Raw genomic sequence first — 16530 nt, forward strand, 5'->3', positions numbered from 1 at the left:
TCCCCTTCTCCGATCAGAGAGCGCAGCATGACCCTCATCGACGCGTCCACACCGGATTCTCCGACGCGACCCTCCACGCGTGCCACCGCGCACAGGGCGCGGTGGGGATGGAGTCAGTCGATCGTCATGCTCATCGCGACCATCGGCATCGTGGTGCTCGTCTATCCGACTGCAGCCTCGTGGTTCTCCGCGTGGAGTCACGACACCGATGTCGACGGCTACGTGCAGTCCGTCGAGCAGATTCCCGATGCGGCCGTCGACGAGATGCTCGCCGCGGCCGACGAGTACAACGAGAACCTGCCGACCGGACCGCTGCGTGACCCCTATGCACTCGGCGCTGACGGTCAGCAGACAGCGATCGGGGAGGGCGCGTCGGCATACTTCGACACCCTGAGCGCCGACGGAACAGACACGATGGCACGGATCCGCATTCCGAGCATCCACGTCGACCTGCCGATCTTCCATGGCACCGACGAAGAGACACTGTCGCGCGGGATCGGGCACCTTTACGGATCGTCCCTCCCCGTGGGCGGCTCGGGCACCCACTCGGTGCTCACCGGGCACAACGGCTTCGTGCAGGCAACCCTCTTCGACGACATCGACGAACTCGTCGAGGGCGACATCATCGTCGTCAGCACCCTGGGCCGAGACCTCTACTACGAGGTCGACCAGACGAAGACCGTTCTTCCGAACGATGCCGAGGATCTGCGCCAGGTCGCCGGCAAGGACTACCTGACGCTCGTCACCTGCACGCCCACGGGCGTCAACACCCACCGTCTTCTGGTGCGCGCCGAGCGCATCGACGCTCCGACCGAGGAATCCTCCGTCACCACGATCGCGGACACGACCGACCCGGCGGGATTCCCGTGGTGGGCGCTGCTCGTCGTCGGGGTCCCGGTGCTCACTTTCATCGTCGTCATGCCCCGGCGCGGGCGCAAGAACCGCAGCGGCCGACGAGCCACGCATCGTGCCGCTGAATCCGTCTCATGACAGTCGACATGAGAGTGGACCGCACCGACTCGAACCGAGGAGATTCCGGTGGGGCTGTTCCGAGTCGACGGCCGCGGCGACGATTCGGTCTGTTGTTCGCGAGCATCGTGCTCGTCGGACTCGGGATGTCTTTCCTCTCGGCATCCGTGTTCGCCCCCGATCTCGTGGACAAGGTGACCGGTGACGTCAAGGTCTCGGTGCTGAAGCAGTTCCATCAGATCTTCGCCCCCGACGAGCTGCCGACGATCCGGCTCGGGGGTGAGGGCGGGATGGTCGAACTCGACCACTGCGACGGCACGTTCACCGAGATGGTCAGCTATCGGATAGACGACGTGCTTCCGCTCTTCGCCGCCCACAACAACTGCGGAGGCGACGTGATTCTCGGGTGGGATCTCGGTCAGCGCGTCATGGTCGAGGGCTCTGACGTCGTCTACGAGGTCGTCGAGGAGAGGCACACTCCGAAGTGGTCGAACGTCGAGGCGCTCGTCGGCATGACGGGCGAGTTCATGGTGCAGACCTGCTTCTACGGCGAGAACAGGATGCGCTTTCTGTCGCTCGCACCCGTGGGTCCGGCGGGGAGCGTCGACTGATGTGCCTTTCGTCGAAGAAGTCCGGTGGACCCCGTCATGTTTTCCGGTCATATCGGTCTTGTAGGTATGGCCATCGGCCGCGCGTCGGGTTCCCGGCCGACGCCCGCACAGCAGAGATCGACCGCTCCCCGGCCGAACCCTCTCCCCGCGGAATCGACCCCTACGAGGGTCCGAGGGACGAGGCATCCCCACTGCCTCGTCCCTCATTCGTCTCCGGCGCTCCCCGTGAGACGCCGGTCCTGACAGCATCCGGAGCAGCATGAATCTCGGCACGCACATCGATGGTGAAGATGACATCCCGGGTGAACCGTCCGATGCTCAGATCATCGAGGCCGTGCGCGGTGGGGACATCGGTGACTTCGCGCTTCTCTGGCGCAGGCACGTCGAATCGGCTCGACGTGCGGCCAGGGCGATCTCGCCGTCGTCGGATCCCGACGATCTCGTGAGCGAGGCCTTCGCGTCGATCCTCCGGGTGACGAAGGCGGGCGGTGGACCGAGCGACGCCTTCCGGCCCTATCTTCTCGCCACGTTGCGCAACACCGCCGCCCGCTGGGCTCGGAACGGGACTGCGCTCTCGATCGACATGGTGTCAGAGCGCGACCTGTCAGCGGAGGACGGCGACGCCTTCGAGCGCATCGCCGAGCGGTCCAGCATCGCCGCGGTGTTCGGCACGCTGTCGGCGAGGCACCGGACCCTGCTCTGGTATCTCGAGGTCGAGGGGATGAAGCCGAGAGAACTCGCGCCCCTGATGGGAATGACCTCGAACGCGGTCTCCGCCCTGGCCGCACGGGCACGCGACAGCTTCCGTCGAGCCTGGCTGGAGGCGCACATCCACGACCCCTCCCGGTCGGAGGAGTGCCGGTGGTTCTGCGAGCGCGTGGTGGCCAGGCGAGAGCGCTCGATGGGTGCCGGCGACGCGGACCGCTTCAGCGAGCACATGAACACGTGCGGCGGATGCCGGATCGTCGCTGCGGAGATCGACACCGTGTCGCAGCGGCTGCGTTCGATCCTGCCCGCGGCACTGCTCGGCGGCGCGGCGGCGGCGATCTACACAGGCGATGGGACGGCAGAGGCCCACGTCATGGGGGCGGCCTCGTCGGTCGGGTCAGCCGGGGCGTTCGGGACGGACGGAGGGGCATCGTTCGGCGCCGGCACTCCTGCCGCCGCGCACGGAGCAGCATCGGCGGTTCCGGCCGGAGGCCTCGCGGCGCTGGCTGCCACCGCTGTCGTCGTCGTCGGTGCTGTCATCTTCACCGGCAGCGTGCTGACTCTGTCCGCCCGGGATTCCGACCGCACCGCACTCCCTTCGTCGTCGTCTGAGGTGACGATCGCGGGTGAGGCCGGTCCGGTTCTCGAAGAGCTGCCCCACCCTGTGGTCCTGCCGCCTGCGGCCGAACCGACGCCCGAGGCGCAGCCGGCACCGGAGCACGAGCCGGCGCCCGCACCGGAGTCGATGTCGGATTCGACGGAGAGCGATCCGCGTGAGAGCTCGGCACGAGTCACGGAGGAGGGCCACCCGCTGGTTCCGGGCAGCGATGGCACTCCGGTTCCCTCGGCAGTCGCGCCCGAGACGGCGGGGCCGACCGAGGGCAGCGCGGAGGCATCACCTCCCATCGACGCACCGGAGTTTCGCATCACGCAGTCGATCGCGCAGAACTCCTTGATCCCGGATCTGCTGGAGGGGATCGGCACTCCCAGCGCGATCATCACGGTCGTCGACGAGAACGGTGTGGTGCTGCATAGGGCGATCGTCGATGAGTTCGGCGCATTCGTGCTCGACGTCTCGGGCGAAGAGACTCACCAGGGCATGACGCTCAGTGTGGGGCAGCAGGACGCCGTGACCGGAGTCACCGAGTGGGCGGAGGACATCGGGCCGCTGACCTTCGCGACACCGACCATCGCGCCCGCCGACCCAGACACCTGCCCCGGGGTCTCTCTCGGCGCTGTGAGCTGCCTGCATCTGCGCGCAGAGCCGGATGCGTGGGTCGAGCTGCTCGATGGTCAGGGGCGGTCGCGCATGGTCTGGCTTCCGGCCGCCGCTCGCGACGGGATCGTCATCCGCTCCGGGGCCGATGAGCCGTTCGTCGCCGCCCGATATGTCGACCCGACGACGAAGCGCGCCGGCGTGACCATCCTGCTGCCGGCGGCCATCGAATGAGCGCTCAGTCCGTTGTGCGCGAGTCGGCTGACAGACGGAGCCAGAGCCAGAGCCGAGTGTCGGGCGATTCGAGATCGATCGCCAGCTCGGTGCGCACGACATCGAGCCGGTACCGGACGGTGTTCTGGTGAACGTGCAGCGCATTCGCCGTCTCGCGGACGCTGCCGAGCTGGTCGAGGTAGACGCGCATGGTGCGCGTCAGGTCGGTGCCCTGCGCCGCGTCATGTGCGGCGAGGATGCTCGCCGCGTCGCCGACCGCGGCGTCGAGGCCCTCGATGAGATCGCCGACCTGCAGGATGGCGAGGCGATCGCGCATCTCGTCGAAGGTCGCGACATGGACGTGACGGTCTCCGTCGTGTCGAGGCGAACTCATGAGCGCGCCGGCGACGGCTGCAGCCTCGCGGTACGAGCGAGCGATGCCGTTGACGTCGTTCGCACGCCTGCCGATGCCTGCGATCAACGCGTTGTCGACGCGGACCATCGCCTGGGTGAAGGTCTCGGCCGCTGCCTGGTGAGGGCCGGGGATGACCGTCACGACCTGGGAGCCGACGATCGCGCTGTGCGAACCCGGGAACGCGGCGCTGGACACGCTGATCGCCAGATGGAGCACGCGGTGCAATCCACGCACAGCCTCGACCTCGTCGAAGGTGTTCACCCGCAGGCACACGACGGTGCAACCGGCCTCGGGTCGGAGAAGCAGCTGCGAGGCCGCGCCGCGGGCATGCCGACGGTCTTCGAGAAGCGTTCGGAGAAGCCCGGAGGTGCGCTGGTCGCGGTCGCCCGCGTCCTCGCGTGCGCGCAGCAGATGCTGGGCGACGATCGGCTCCATCTCCTGCAGCAGATCTCGGGTGTGGGCGGCGTGCGACGGGTCGACCTGGATCACCCAGAGAGAGCCGAGCAGTTCTCCCGACGCCCTGACGGCGATCCCGACCCGGCCGAACAGGTCGGTGCTCGACGGGAAGTGCCGCGCCTCGGTGGCACGGAGCAGCGATCGGTAGCGGGAGTCGGACGTGATCGAGATGTCCTCCTGCAGCAGGAGAGTGGTGCGTCGTCGTGCGTCGTCGATCGGCTGCTCGCTGTGCGTGGAGTACCCCACGACCTGGCCCGCGGAGTCGACGATGCTGACCGCTCCGCCTGCCAGGGTGGCGAGCGCGTCGGCAAGACCGAAGAGATCACCCAGCCGCACGCCGGTGACCTGCCCGATCGAGTGAGCACCCAGCAGCGACCGCAGGACGTTCGCGAGCTGCGCCCAGTCTCCCTCGCCGTGGCGGAGCACGGCGAGGGCGGGGTGCTGATCGGTCGACGTCCAGTCCCGAGGATCGTCGTCCATGGGGGCACGCAGCACGAGAGCGGCCGCCCCGGCGTCGGCCAGCTCGGCTGTGAGCGCCGTCACGTGACTCGATGCGACGCCGGCACCGAGCACGATCCGGTCGATGTACGCGGGGGCCGGTGTCGACGGATCGTAGAACTCCACTCCGGCGAACGTCCTCGAGTCGAAGCGGGCGCTTCGGGCAGCCGTGAAGAGCCGCCCGGCACTGACCCGCAGCGCGTCTCGCAACGTCGGATCTGCGGGGTGAACCTCGGAGGCTGCCATGGAACCTTCTCTACTCGGCGGGAAGAACTTTCATACGAATCTACATACCGGTCAGATCGCTAGATCGCAAGGCTGGTAGTGAGAAATCGAAAGGGAACCCAGTGAACAACCCGCCCGTTGCTCCTGACTCGATGCGCGCCCCCAAGGCGACGCCGTGAGCGCCTCGACTGTGCGCGAGCGGCGCATGCGGACCGCCTCCGAGGTGAGTGACGACGAGCTCGTGCTCGCCACCCGCGCGGGGGACAGCAGGGCGTTCGGCGTGCTCTGGGACCGTCATTCGCCGGCCGCACTTCGCGCCGCGCGTTCGATCACGAGCTCCATCGATCCGGAGGACCTCGTCAGCGAGGCATTCGCCAAGACTTTCAGCGCGATCCGCAACGGCGGCGGTCCGACCGACGCCTTCCGGCCCTACATCTTCGCTGCCGTACGCAATGCCGCGGCCACCTGGGGAGGCAAGCAGAAGGACGTCGTCGCGCTCGAGTACATCGACGAGCTGCCGGTCGAGCACACCGACGACTCGCTCGACCTGCTGTCAGACAAGGCGCTGCTGACAGCGGCGTTCAAGGATCTCCCCGAGCGATGGCGCACCCTGCTCTGGTACCTCGAGGTCGAGGGCATGAAGCCGCGAGAGATCGCACCGCTCATGGGCATGACCCCGAACGCCGTCTCGGTGCTGGCAGCGCGGGCGAGGGAGGGGTTCAAGCTCGCATGGCTGCAGGCGCACATCGCAGAACCCGGACGCGACCCCGAATGCCGGTGGACGTGTGAGCGCATCGTGGCGCAGGGTCGCAAGCGCCATGTGGCGCGCGCCGACCGCGCGCGCTTCGACGCGCACCTCGAACGCTGCACACGATGCACGATGGCCAGTGCCGAGATCGAGCGGGCTTCGTCGAAGCTGCGGGCCGTGCTGCTGCCCGTGGTCATCGGCGGACCTGCGGCGGCAGCCTATTCGGCCGGATCACCGGCGCCCGCCATGGCGGCATCGATGACGGGCTGGATGCCCCGAGGAACGTCGCAGTGGCTCGTGGTCGGCGGATCTGTCGCCGCGGCAACGGCGGTCGTCGCGGTCGCGGCGGTCGCCGCGCAGCTGGCGCCGGTCGGATCCCCGGATGCCGACGAGTCGTCCGCACTCGTCGTCGCATCGCCGGCTCCGATCGAATCGACCGCATCGGCTGGCGCCCCGGCACCGATCGAATCCCCGGCACCGGTCGAATCTCCGGCACCGACCGAACCTCCGATCGAGGTGGAGCCTCCTGTCGAACCGCAGCCGCCCGCGTCGGTCCCTGAGGCGCAGCCCGATCGCGAGGCCGTCGAGGATCCGATCGCCGTGCCTCCGGCGCCCACGGACATCACCGAGCCTTCGACACCGGGGGACGTGCGCACCCCACCCCCGGTGCGGCCGCCGGCGGCCCCCGCGCAACACCCTCCGGTGGTGGACCCTCCGGTGGTGGACCCTCCGGTCGTAAACCCGCCGGTAGTGGACCCTCCGGTTGTGGAGCCTCCGGTGGTGGAGCCTCCGGTGGTGGAGCCTCCCGTCGATCCGCCCGTGACGATCTCCTGGATCATCCTGCCGACCACGGCCGTTCCGCCGGTGATCACCGGCACCGGGACGCCGGGTGCAGCCGTCGAGATCGTCGAAGAGACGGGCCGCGTGATCGCCACGACGGTCGTCACTGCGGACGGAACGTTCTCGGTTCGTCCCGACGTCGAGACCCTTCATCAGGGCATCTCGATCTCGATGCGGCAGACCTCGCCGACCACGGGCGAGCAGACGGCGAGCGAGCCGACCGGACCGGTGTACTTCCCCGTTCCGGGACTGGGTGAGGACTCGGACGGGGTCATCTCGCGCACGGATTCCGATGGCGACGGGAGGCGCGATGACCTCGCGCTCGATGTTCGGGGCGTCGCCGGGTCGACGGCATCCGTGTCCGTCGACGGGGGTCCTGCGTCGACCGTGCTGCTCACGGGCGCGTCGACCATCGTGTCGTTCGTCGATATCCGGCCGGGACTCCATCGGGTCACGCTGCGCTATGTCGACCCGGCGACGGGGACCTTCGGGTTCGCAGACACAGACCACATCCTCGTGGTGCCCTGACCGACTCCTCTGCGCGAAGGGGCGCCCCGCAGGGTGCGCCAGATGAGAAGCTAGAAGGATGAGCCTTTCCCGCGAATCCGACGTGATCGCCCCATCGGGAGGTGGCGCTCTGACCGATGTGGAGGTGCAGCGCCTCCGTGAGGACTTCCCGATCCTGCGCGCCGAGGTCAACGGACATCCCCTGACGTATCTGGATTCGGGTGCCACCTCGCAGCGTCCGTTCGCCGTGCTCGACGCCGAACGCGAGTTCGCTTCGACGCTGAACGCCGCCGTGCATCGCGGCGCACACACCCTCGCCGCCGAGGCGACGGAGGTGTTCGAGGATGCCCGTGCGACCGTGGCGCGGTTCGTGGGCGCCGACGAGGGCGAGATCGTGTGGACGTCGAACGCCACCGAGGCGCTCAACCTCGTCGCCTATTCGATCTCGAACGCGTCGCTGGGACGCGGGGGAGCGGCTGCCGAGCGTCTTCGGCTGCGTGCGGGCGACGAGATCGTCACCACCGAGATGGAGCACCACGCGAATCTCATCCCGTGGCAGGAGCTCGCGGCACGCACGGGCGCGACCCTGCGGGTGATCCCGCTCGACGACGACGGAGCCCTCCGACTCGATGCCGCCGCCGACCTCATCACCGAACGTACGAAGCTAGTCGCGTTCACACACGTGTCGAACGTGCTCGGCGTGATCAACCCCGTCGAGCAGCTCGTCGCCCTGGCCCGCGCGGTCGGCGCGATGGTCGTGCTCGACGCCTGCCAGTCGGCTCCTCATCTGCCGCTCGACGTGCGCGCGCTCGATGTCGACTTCGCCGTGCTGTCGGGTCACAAGATGCTCGGCCCCACCGGCATCGGCGCGCTCTACGGTCGGCGCGAGCTGCTCGAAGCCATGCCGCCGTTCCTCACGGGCGGTTCGATGATCACGACGGTCACCACCACGGAGGCCGCCTATCTGCCGCCGCCCCAGCGCTTCGAGGCCGGCACTCAGCGGGTCTCGCAGGCGGTCGCGCTCGCCGCGGCGATCGACTACCTGACCGCGGTGGGCATGCCGCGCATCGCCGCGCACGAGGCAGCCTTCGGCAGACGACTCGTCGAGGGGCTCACAGCCATCGACGGGGTTCGCGTGCTCGGCGCCGGCATCGACCTGCCGCGCGTCGGGCTCGCGAGCTTCGACGTGGACGGCATCCACTCGCACGACGTGGGCCAGTTCCTCGATGATCGCGGCATCGCCGTGCGAGTGGGGCACCACTGCGCGCAGCCGCTGCATCGTCGTCTCGGCATCACCTCGTCGACGAGGGCCAGCACCTATCTGTACACGACCCAGGCCGAGATCGATGCAGTGCTCGACGGCGTCCAGGGCGCGATCGACTTCTTCCGGAGGGGCGCATGAGCGACCTGCAGAACCTGTATCAGGAACTCATCCTCGACCACTCCCGCACCCCGCACGGGTTCGGGCTGCGCGGCGAGATCGCCGCGCAGTCGCACCAGGTGAATCCGACCTGCGGTGACGAGGTCACCCTGCAGGTGCATCGCGCCGACGACGGCAGCATCGAGGCGCTCGCGTGGGAGGGCCACGGATGCGCCATCTCGCAGGCCTCCGCGTCCCTGCTCGCCGAACTCGCCGAGGGGCTCACGGTCGACGAGCTCGAGATCCGCATCGCCGCGTTCCGCGAGGCGATGCGCTCGCGAGGCAAGATCGAACCGGATGAGGAGCTGCTCGGCGACGCCGCCGCCCTCGGGGGCGTCTCGCGCTATGTGGCGCGAGTGAAATGCGCCATGCTGGCGTGGGTCGCCGTGGAGGACGCACTCCACAAGGCATGAGCCTCGGCGCCGTGCGGTGCAGGATGGACTCATGCCTCTTGACCTGACCCCGCTCAGCGCAGACCGCTTCGACGACTGGCTCGAGGCCACCAGAGCGCGGCTCGTGACGCTTCGGCAGGAGTCGGGGATGTTCGTCGGCGAGGATGCCGGCTCGCACGTCGATGCCGTCCTGGGTGACCTGCTCTCGGCCGGCCACGAGACCGAGACCTCGCTCATCCTCACGATCGATGAAGAGGGCACCCGCGTCGGCACGGTGTGGCTCGCCGCGAACAGCGGGGTGCTGATCATCGTCGATCTCGCGTTCGCGATCGATCCGACCGCGCGACAGCTCGGCGAGCTGCTCGACGAGCTCCGGTCTTTGGCACGCAGGCAGCACGTCGGTCGCCTCAGCATCGCGCTGCACTCCTCCGACATCGCGGGCAGAGCCTTCGTCGAGGGACGAGGCTTCGAGGTCGCGTCGATCCAGATGCTTCTCGAACCTCTCCCGTCTCGCGCGCCTTACGCGTCCGGTGGCCTTGTCGTGACACCGATGACGCCCGAGCGATTCACGAGCTTCGCCGCGGCATCCGAAGCGGCCTTCGCCGAGGATCTGGTGTCGTCCGGCCGGTATTCGGCAGAGGATGCGGTGGTCGAGTCGCACCGGCAGATGGAGCTCGAACTTCCCGAGGGCATCGATTCGGACGGGCAGGAGCTCTTCACGGCCCACGTCGACGGCGCCGAGGTCGGGGTGCTGTGGATCGGTGTGCGCCGCCGAGGTGGGCGTCCGCATGCGTTCATCCTCGACATCGAGATCGCGTCCGAGCAACGTCGCAAGGGCTACGGTCGCGACCTCATGCTCGCGGCTGAGCATGAGGCGGCACGGCTGGGAGCCGACTCGATCGGGCTGCATGTCTTCGGCTTCAACACCTCGGCGATCACGCTCTACGAGAGCCTCGGCTACCGCCGGGTCGAGGAGCGGTACCTGCTCACGGTGTGATCGGCGACACGCGGCGTCATGGGGGAATAGCAGGGCCGCGCACACGTTGGCCCGAGCATGACTACTCTCGGAATCATCGGTGCAGGACACATCGGCAGCCAGGTCGCACGCGTCGCCGTGGCCAACGGCTATGACGTCGTGATCGCGAACTCGCGCGGACCGGAGACCCTCTCGGGCCTCGTCGCGGAGCTGGGCGATCGGGCGACGGCCGCGACTGCTGCCGACGCCGCCGCCGCGGGCGACGTCGTGGTCGTCACGGTGCCGCTCGGCAAGATCGACCAGCTGCCCGTCGAGCAGCTCGCCGGCAAGATCGTGCTCGACACGAACAACTACTACTTCGAGCGCGACGGGCACATCGACGCCCTCGACCGGGGCGAGACGACCACGTCGGAGCTTCTGCAGGCGCAGCTGCCGACCTCGCGCATCGCGAAGGCGTTCAACCACATCTTCGCGGCCGACATCACGACCGACGGGTCGCCGGCGGGCACGCCCGATCGACGCGCGCTCGCCACGGCCGGTGATGATGCCGAGGCCGTCGCCTTCGTCACCCGCCTCTACGATGAGGCCGGCTTCGACACGGTCAACGTCGGATCCCTCAGCGAGTCCTGGCGCGTGGAGCGGGGCCGGCCGGCGTACGTCGTACGACAGAACGCCGACGAGCTGAAAGCGAACCTCGCGATCGCGAACCGTCTGCCCTGACGTGAGGGGAGAGGGGAGGGATGCCGGCGGCATCCGCTCTCCTCTCTCATGTCAGCCGTCCGACGAGGCACGGAACGGTAACATATGCGTTCCGTTGGGATACCAAACTTGTCGGACGGATCGGCGAGTGCGATAATTCCGGCATGGTGGGGGTGGGGACTACCGGCGAACTCGAGTCGGTGAGGGTGACGCGAGTTCTGCGCGACGACATCGTGCTCGGTCGACGCGCCCCCGGATCCCGGCTCATCGAACGCGACATCGCTGCGGAGCTCAACGTGTCGAGGCTGCCCGTGCGCGAGGCGATCCGCACGCTCGTCGGCGAGGGAGTGGTCGTCGCCCGACCACGCAGTTGGGCAGTGGTGCGGGAGTTCACGCATGATGACATCCGGGACTTCGGAGAGGTCCGAGCGGCGATCGAGACGCTGATCTTCGTCTTCGCCGCCGAGCGCCACGCCGACGAGGGGATCGCGCGGCTTCGGGCGGCCTACGAGCGCGAGTTCGCCGCCGCATCCGTCGACGAGGTCGAAGCCGCCCGCATAGCGGCGGGCGAGTTCCACGAGATCGCCGCCGAGCTCGCCGGCAACGAGATGCTCGGCGAACTCATCGCCGTCTTCGTCACGCGCCTGCGCTGGCTGTTCGGACAGCACGACGATCTGCTCGGAATGGCCGAGGAGCACCGCCTCATTCTCGACGCTGTCGCAGCGCGTGACACCGACACCCTCCGCTGGATGATCCCCCGGCACCTCGCCAGCGGTCAGGAAGCCGCAGAACGGCGCCTCAGCGATCAGGCGTACTCGATCTGAGCATCGGGCTTTCGCACGGGCCGCTCGCAAGGAGATCCTGATGCTCCTCCCTGCTCGGTCGGCTTGCATCTGACGTTGCCCTAACGCTGCCGAAGTTCCCGTTCGAGGTCGCCCTCCGGGACGTAGCGGAGGCCGCGTGATGCGCTCTCTCGACGTGGTGACTTGTGCCGCGCGGTCTCGCACGGTTTCGTCGCGCCCACAATCCCCGGTCGGCAACGACTGACCGGTCACCCAGGGCCACAAGTCCCGCCCAGAGAAACGAGAAACACTATGGCCATTTAGCAGCCGAGCGTCCCGCTCTACGCCAAGGACTACGCGACCCACCGCCGATCCCTCGAACTCGCGATCGCCTGGCACGACCCGAGCTACCACAACAGCGCGATCACCCGCCGCCGCATCGAGAGGATCGAGGAGGCACGGCGCACCCTGGCGGCGCGCATCCCGGCGCACCAGTCGATCCCCGGCAACCGTTGGGCGGCGATGACACGCCGCCCAACGAGCGTCAGAAGCTGATCGCTTCGTTCCAGCCGTCCACGGCCGACGAGGTCGCGGTGGTCAACCGCGAGTGGGACATGGTTTCTCAGCTCCTGCGAAACCGGGAGATCGAGCAGATCCTCCAGACCGCCTCCGAGCAGCGCGTGATCGCGGTGGCGGCGAATGCCGAACTGCTCCCGGAGGTCGGGCAGTCGATCAACCCGGAGGCTTACCTCGGGCAGATCACCGACCGGGTGATCGAGCGTCTGGCGGCGCTGGGGCACGCGGGCGCGGCACGTGTAGTAGCCGACGAGAAGACCGATGAGTTGAAGAAGGCCTGGGGCCGGGTGCTGTCGGAGGCGCTGGAGGGTGCGGTGTCGCTCGGCGCGCTCAGCTACCTGGCGCAGGTCGACCCGGACGGCGCTTCGTCCATCGCGACGTCGGATGCGTTCGTCGACAGCTAAAAGGTTGATACCGAGGTGGACCGCCTCGACCGGATCGCTCGCTCGGCGTCGAAGGGCGCTTGAGCAATGACCGCGCGTCAGGCTGCAGTCCGGACCTCACCTGAGACGGAGGCGGAGGTCGTACGCCTGGTCCGTGATGGGCAGACGCGCGGTCAGGTCGCCAAGGCTGTGGGCATTCACCCGGCCACTGTCTCGCGGATCGTTCGGGACACCGAGGGGCTGGAGTTCGCCCGCACGCGCTCCAGTTCCTCGGGCACCCCGCAGGCCATGGCGAAGGCTCGGGGTGTGCAGAGCGAGTATGCGCGGAACCGGCGGGCGGCGCTGTCAGATCGGACGCTTGACGAGTACGAGCGCACGCTTGACAAACTCAAGGTCACTCTGGCTCCTCGGGATCGGCAGTTGCTCTCTCAGTCGCTGGCAGCGACGGGGAAGGCGTACTCGGATCTGACGGCGCAGGATGCGAAGGCGGCTCCGGACATGCAGATGGTGGCGTCGATCTTCGATCGGTTCAACGCGAATGGAGCTGGTGGTCGACTCGGTGGCTGGGATACCCCGCCCTGGTCTGATCCAGGACTGACCCTCTGCGTCTCTTCCTCGAATCGAGAAGGCCCGGCACCCCTGAGAGGGCGTCGGGCCTTCTCCGTGTCCAGGAAGACCCCGCCAAAAGCCGGGGAGTGTAGTACGGGGCCGGTATTCTGCTTAATAGGCCGGAGGAGGTCCAGTGTCCGACGTATTCAGGAGTTCGTTTCGCGTGCCGTTGCCCGAGGGGATGACGATGTGGGACGCGACCGAGCGCATGACACGCTCAGCTGTCCAGCTGTACCGACGGATGCCAGGGGTCGTCTCCGACTTCAGCTACACCCTGAACGATGAATCCGGCAGCAAGATCGCGCGGGAGACCATATCCGGCGTGCAAGAAGCTGTGCGCGAGTACCGCCTAAAGCCCGATCGTCTTTGGGGTGCCGCCTACTACAGGCTCCAGGACGCGGAGCACTGGAGGAACGCGTTGGAGGTGGATGTCTATGCCACTTTTTGGGAGCCGAGCGAAGAGTCAATCGTGGTGCGTATCGAGGGCGGCGACAAGATCCAGGTTGACGGCATGGAAGCGCACCTCCGACGCGAAGCCGCACACCTCGCCGACGAAGACGGGGCGGATGTGTCAGAGGTCGCATCGGGCGCGGGCAGCAACGCAGCTGCACAGGCGCAGAGCAATGTGTTCCACGGCCCGGTCAACGTGGGTGTAATCGGCACAGGAGGATCAGTTGGATCTATCGGGAACGTCGGACCTGCTGAGAGCGCGCCGTCCCCTGAGCCTGAGCGCGGGTTCGGGGCTTGGCTTCGTCGCACGTGGCGTGACCACGCAACGGCGCTGGCAGTCACGATCGTAGGCACCCTGTCCGCCGCGATGGTTGCTGTTTGGATCGGACTCAACCCGTTGTAGACATGAGGCGCATGGGCTGAGGATGCCCGTACCGGGTCAGCAGCGCGGACCCACGCGCCTCTACAGGTTGTCCTTGAGCCACTTGTTGAGCTCGTCGGACAGGCCGTGCGTGGCCCAGCCCCTGCCGCCGACCCCAACGACCACCACGTCGTCGTTCGCGTCGATGTGCTTCTTGATCCCATCGCGCAACTGAATGGCTGTCAGAGAAGTCTTGACGAAGAAGCTGCTCTTGAGCGGATTCGCCCAGTCATCGTGCGACTTGAGATACTCGATCAGCTTCGTGTAGTCCTGTCCGGACTTGTTGAGGTCGTAGTTGACCCAGTGAACCGCCATGATGAACTCCTTATGCCGCGGACGTCCTTGCAGAAACGGTAGCGGGCGGGTCCGACATTTGCCCCGCATGCCGCTTGCGGCGTGCCCGGGCGGTGGGCGACTAGCGCACTAGATAGCCTCTTCCCATGCCTGGAGATCGCCGCGAGCAAGTTTTTGTGAGTTCGACGTACCTGGATCTCCGAGAGGAACGCCAGTCGGTTATTCAGGCGCTGCTCATCGCGGGTTGTATCCCGGCAGGGATGGAGCTGTTTCCTGCGGGCAACGATGAGAAATGGCGGCTGATCCAACGTGTCATCAACGAATGCGACTACTACGTCCTTGTGATCGGTGGCAAGTACGGCTCGCTCGATCCGACGACTGACCTGAGCTACACGGAGATGGAATTCGACTACGCGGAGTCGATCGGTAAGCCAATCATGGCTTTTCTGCACGGTGAACCGGGGAAACTGACCGGCGACCAAATCGAACTTGAAACCAAGCGTCGAAAGAAGCTCGACGCATTCAGGGAGAAAGTTGAAGCCGCGAGAGTCGTCAAGTACTGGAGTACGTCTGCCGAACTCCCCGGGCACGTCGCGCTGGCGTTGATGGAAACCCGTGATCACTACCCTACGGAGGGATGGATTAGGGCTAGCCAGGCGATGACCCCTGAGGTGAGGACGGAGCTAGCAGAACTTCGCGCCCGAGTCGCGGAACTCACTCAGGAGGCAGAATCGCGTTCGACGTCATCGTTCGGATCCGTCGAAGATCTGGCACACGGGGACGACACCTATCGGCTCGAAGTCAAGGTGGATGGTTTCAAGAAAAGTCAGCTCGACAAGGACGGTGAACTCATCGAGCGTTACGACTCTCCTTGGGTCTGGACGCTGAAAGTGCCGGTGACATGGGACGATGTGTTGCAAGCCGTAGGCCCCAGCCTCTTGCATGAGGCGAGCGAACCGGAACTGTTCCAAGTCGTGCAGCGGTGGATCCGCGAGCTCTGGCCTGTTGAGGGTGTCTTCCCCAGGACATTCGGTAAGCAGAAGGGAACAGTGAAGGTGTCACCCGGTGTCGTGGAGGACGTGGTCGTGCAACTTTTTGCTTTGGGTTTGATTTCACGCGGCGTGAAGAAGCGCACCGTAAGCGATAAAGGAAAATACTGGGCGCTCACTGACCTCGGTCAGGATCAGATGATGAAGTTGCGCGCAATTCGTCGGAGCGGGTAGCGCGTGGGCAGATGCCCGTGCGGTCCTTAGGGTGACCGTCCCGCGCGAGTGATGGAATGATCCGCCAGGTACCGCGCGATCTGCTTGTCGGACGCCCCTGCGGAGCGCATCCGTCGGGCGGTGGCACGCATCTCAAGATGCTCTGACCAGAGTGAAATCAAACCCTTGAGGTTGCACAACTTGGCAACGAAGAAGAGCATCGCCAGAACGGACGCCCCGGTGAGGGGTCCCGCTACATAACCGAGGACTTCGATCATTACCTTCTCCACTCAAGCGCGCCAAAATGAACCGTTTCGGATTCGTGGCGGGCGAGCGGTCGGTGCCGATTGCCTCCAGAGGAAAATAAACGCCGATCTGGCGTCACAGAGATCATCTCAGAACTTCGAAGTCGTCGCAACTGTCGATCGGAACTGAGAAACCTCTTCTGTTGGCTGCGACACGTCCGGGGGTCGAAATTAACTGACGAGGGGGGGTGGGGTGGTCTATGGCCTTCCCCAGAAATTAAAGAGCGACATCGGAACCGAGACTTCAAAGTCCCGTTCATGAGCAGAGGAGTGGTACATAGTGCCTCTGCCGGTGAGCAAACCCTACTGACGTACACCGTATCCCAACGAGGGTGGAAGACCCGCTGAAATCAGCGGGAGGATGAGGTCTCGACCTCAGGCATTCCCTCCCCACCGCGCAGGCGGTGGGTCTGGATACGGGGTGCGTTCTGTCGTTCTTGGCACCCCTCGTTCAGAGGGAGTGCCGACGTGGCAACTTCAACCACCCACTGGGAAGCTCGACCGCTGCCCGCTGAGGACACCGCGCGGCTGTTGGCCTGGCTCTTTAACCCTGCTGCCGACTCGTTCGAGCGAGGCCGCCGATGGTGCGCCTTCCCCCGAGATCGCCCAACTGAT

At 66.7% G+C, this 16530-nt stretch carries 14 protein-coding genes and 1 pseudogene; 13 read left to right on the plus strand and 2 right to left on the minus strand.

The genetic code is table 11. The features are described 5' to 3' along the window. Positions 1-27: 27 nt before the first annotated feature. The 3 genes from MRBLMI13_RS11480 to MRBLMI13_RS11490 all read left to right on the plus strand — a co-directional run bounded on the left by MRBLMI13_RS11480 (position 28) and on the right by MRBLMI13_RS11490 (position 3738). Complete coding sequence (locus tag MRBLMI13_RS11480; RefSeq protein WP_367822623.1) at positions 28-990, plus strand: class C sortase; 963 nt, start codon at positions 28-30, stop codon at positions 988-990. 92 nt (positions 991-1082) lie between these two features. Continuing rightward, positions 1083-1580: a hypothetical protein gene (locus MRBLMI13_RS11485; RefSeq protein ID WP_042537097.1), complete on the plus strand. Its 498-nt coding sequence runs from the start codon at positions 1083-1085 to the stop codon at positions 1578-1580. 259 nt (positions 1581-1839) lie between these two features. Further along, positions 1840-3738: a sigma-70 family RNA polymerase sigma factor gene (locus tag MRBLMI13_RS11490; protein WP_367822625.1), complete on the plus strand. Its 1899-nt coding sequence runs from the start codon at positions 1840-1842 to the stop codon at positions 3736-3738. Positions 3739-3742: 4 nt separating this feature from the next. Here MRBLMI13_RS11490 and MRBLMI13_RS11495 read toward each other — a convergent pair whose 3' ends face one another. Then, positions 3743-5332 (minus strand): PucR family transcriptional regulator, encoded by a 1590-nt coding sequence (locus MRBLMI13_RS11495; RefSeq protein ID WP_367822627.1) that lies wholly within the window; start codon positions 5330-5332, stop codon positions 3743-3745. 154 nt (positions 5333-5486) lie between these two features. Between MRBLMI13_RS11495 and MRBLMI13_RS11500 the strand changes: the two genes are divergently transcribed. From MRBLMI13_RS11500 to MRBLMI13_RS11540, 9 genes and pseudogenes are all read left to right on the plus strand, one after another. Continuing rightward, positions 5487-7427, plus strand: a complete 1941-nt coding sequence (locus MRBLMI13_RS11500; RefSeq protein ID WP_367822629.1) for a sigma-70 family RNA polymerase sigma factor — start codon at positions 5487-5489, stop codon at positions 7425-7427. A 58-nt stretch (positions 7428-7485) separates the two neighbouring features. Beyond that, the gene (locus MRBLMI13_RS11505) at positions 7486-8808 is read left to right on the plus strand and encodes a cysteine desulfurase (protein ID WP_367822631.1); all 1323 of its coding nucleotides are present in this window, start codon (positions 7486-7488) and stop codon (positions 8806-8808) included. Continuing rightward, entirely contained in the window at positions 8805-9239 is a 435-nt protein-coding gene (gene sufU / locus MRBLMI13_RS11510; RefSeq protein ID WP_042537106.1) for a Fe-S cluster assembly sulfur transfer protein SufU, read from the plus strand. The genes MRBLMI13_RS11505 and sufU overlap by 4 nt, the downstream gene beginning before the upstream one ends. Before the next feature lie 31 nt (positions 9240-9270). Next, a complete protein-coding gene (locus MRBLMI13_RS11515; RefSeq protein ID WP_367822633.1) occupies positions 9271-10215 on the plus strand; it encodes a GNAT family N-acetyltransferase in 945 nt (314 codons plus the stop codon). Between the two features lie 57 nt (positions 10216-10272). Beyond that, positions 10273-10914 carry an NADPH-dependent F420 reductase gene (locus MRBLMI13_RS11520; protein ID WP_367822635.1) on the plus strand — a complete coding sequence of 214 codons (642 nt, stop codon included), beginning with the start codon at positions 10273-10275 and terminating at the stop codon, positions 10912-10914. Between the two features lie 143 nt (positions 10915-11057). Continuing rightward, positions 11058-11717: a GntR family transcriptional regulator gene (locus tag MRBLMI13_RS11525; protein ID WP_367825012.1), complete on the plus strand. Its 660-nt coding sequence runs from the start codon at positions 11058-11060 to the stop codon at positions 11715-11717. Positions 11718-12187: 470 nt separating this feature from the next. Beyond that, a complete protein-coding gene (locus MRBLMI13_RS11530; protein ID WP_367822639.1) occupies positions 12188-12655 on the plus strand; it encodes a hypothetical protein in 468 nt (155 codons plus the stop codon). Between the two features lie 66 nt (positions 12656-12721). Beyond that, positions 12722-12823, plus strand: a pseudogene (locus MRBLMI13_RS11535) (helix-turn-helix domain-containing protein); the annotation flags it as partial. A 553-nt stretch (positions 12824-13376) separates the two neighbouring features. Then, on the plus strand, positions 13377-14096 hold the full coding sequence (locus MRBLMI13_RS11540) for a hypothetical protein (protein WP_367823124.1): 720 nt from the start codon (positions 13377-13379) through the stop codon (positions 14094-14096). 60 nt (positions 14097-14156) lie between these two features. Here MRBLMI13_RS11540 and MRBLMI13_RS11545 read toward each other — a convergent pair whose 3' ends face one another. Beyond that, complete coding sequence (locus tag MRBLMI13_RS11545; RefSeq protein ID WP_367822641.1) at positions 14157-14429, minus strand: hypothetical protein; 273 nt, start codon at positions 14427-14429, stop codon at positions 14157-14159. Between the two features lie 125 nt (positions 14430-14554). Between MRBLMI13_RS11545 and MRBLMI13_RS11550 the strand changes: the two genes are divergently transcribed. After that, the gene (locus MRBLMI13_RS11550) at positions 14555-15631 is read left to right on the plus strand and encodes a DUF4062 domain-containing protein (protein WP_367822642.1); all 1077 of its coding nucleotides are present in this window, start codon (positions 14555-14557) and stop codon (positions 15629-15631) included. Positions 15632-16530 lie beyond the last annotated feature (899 nt).

Source organism: Microbacterium sp. LMI13-1-1.1 (assembly GCF_040815625.1).
Classification (GTDB): domain Bacteria; phylum Actinomycetota; class Actinomycetes; order Actinomycetales; family Microbacteriaceae; genus Microbacterium; species Microbacterium forte.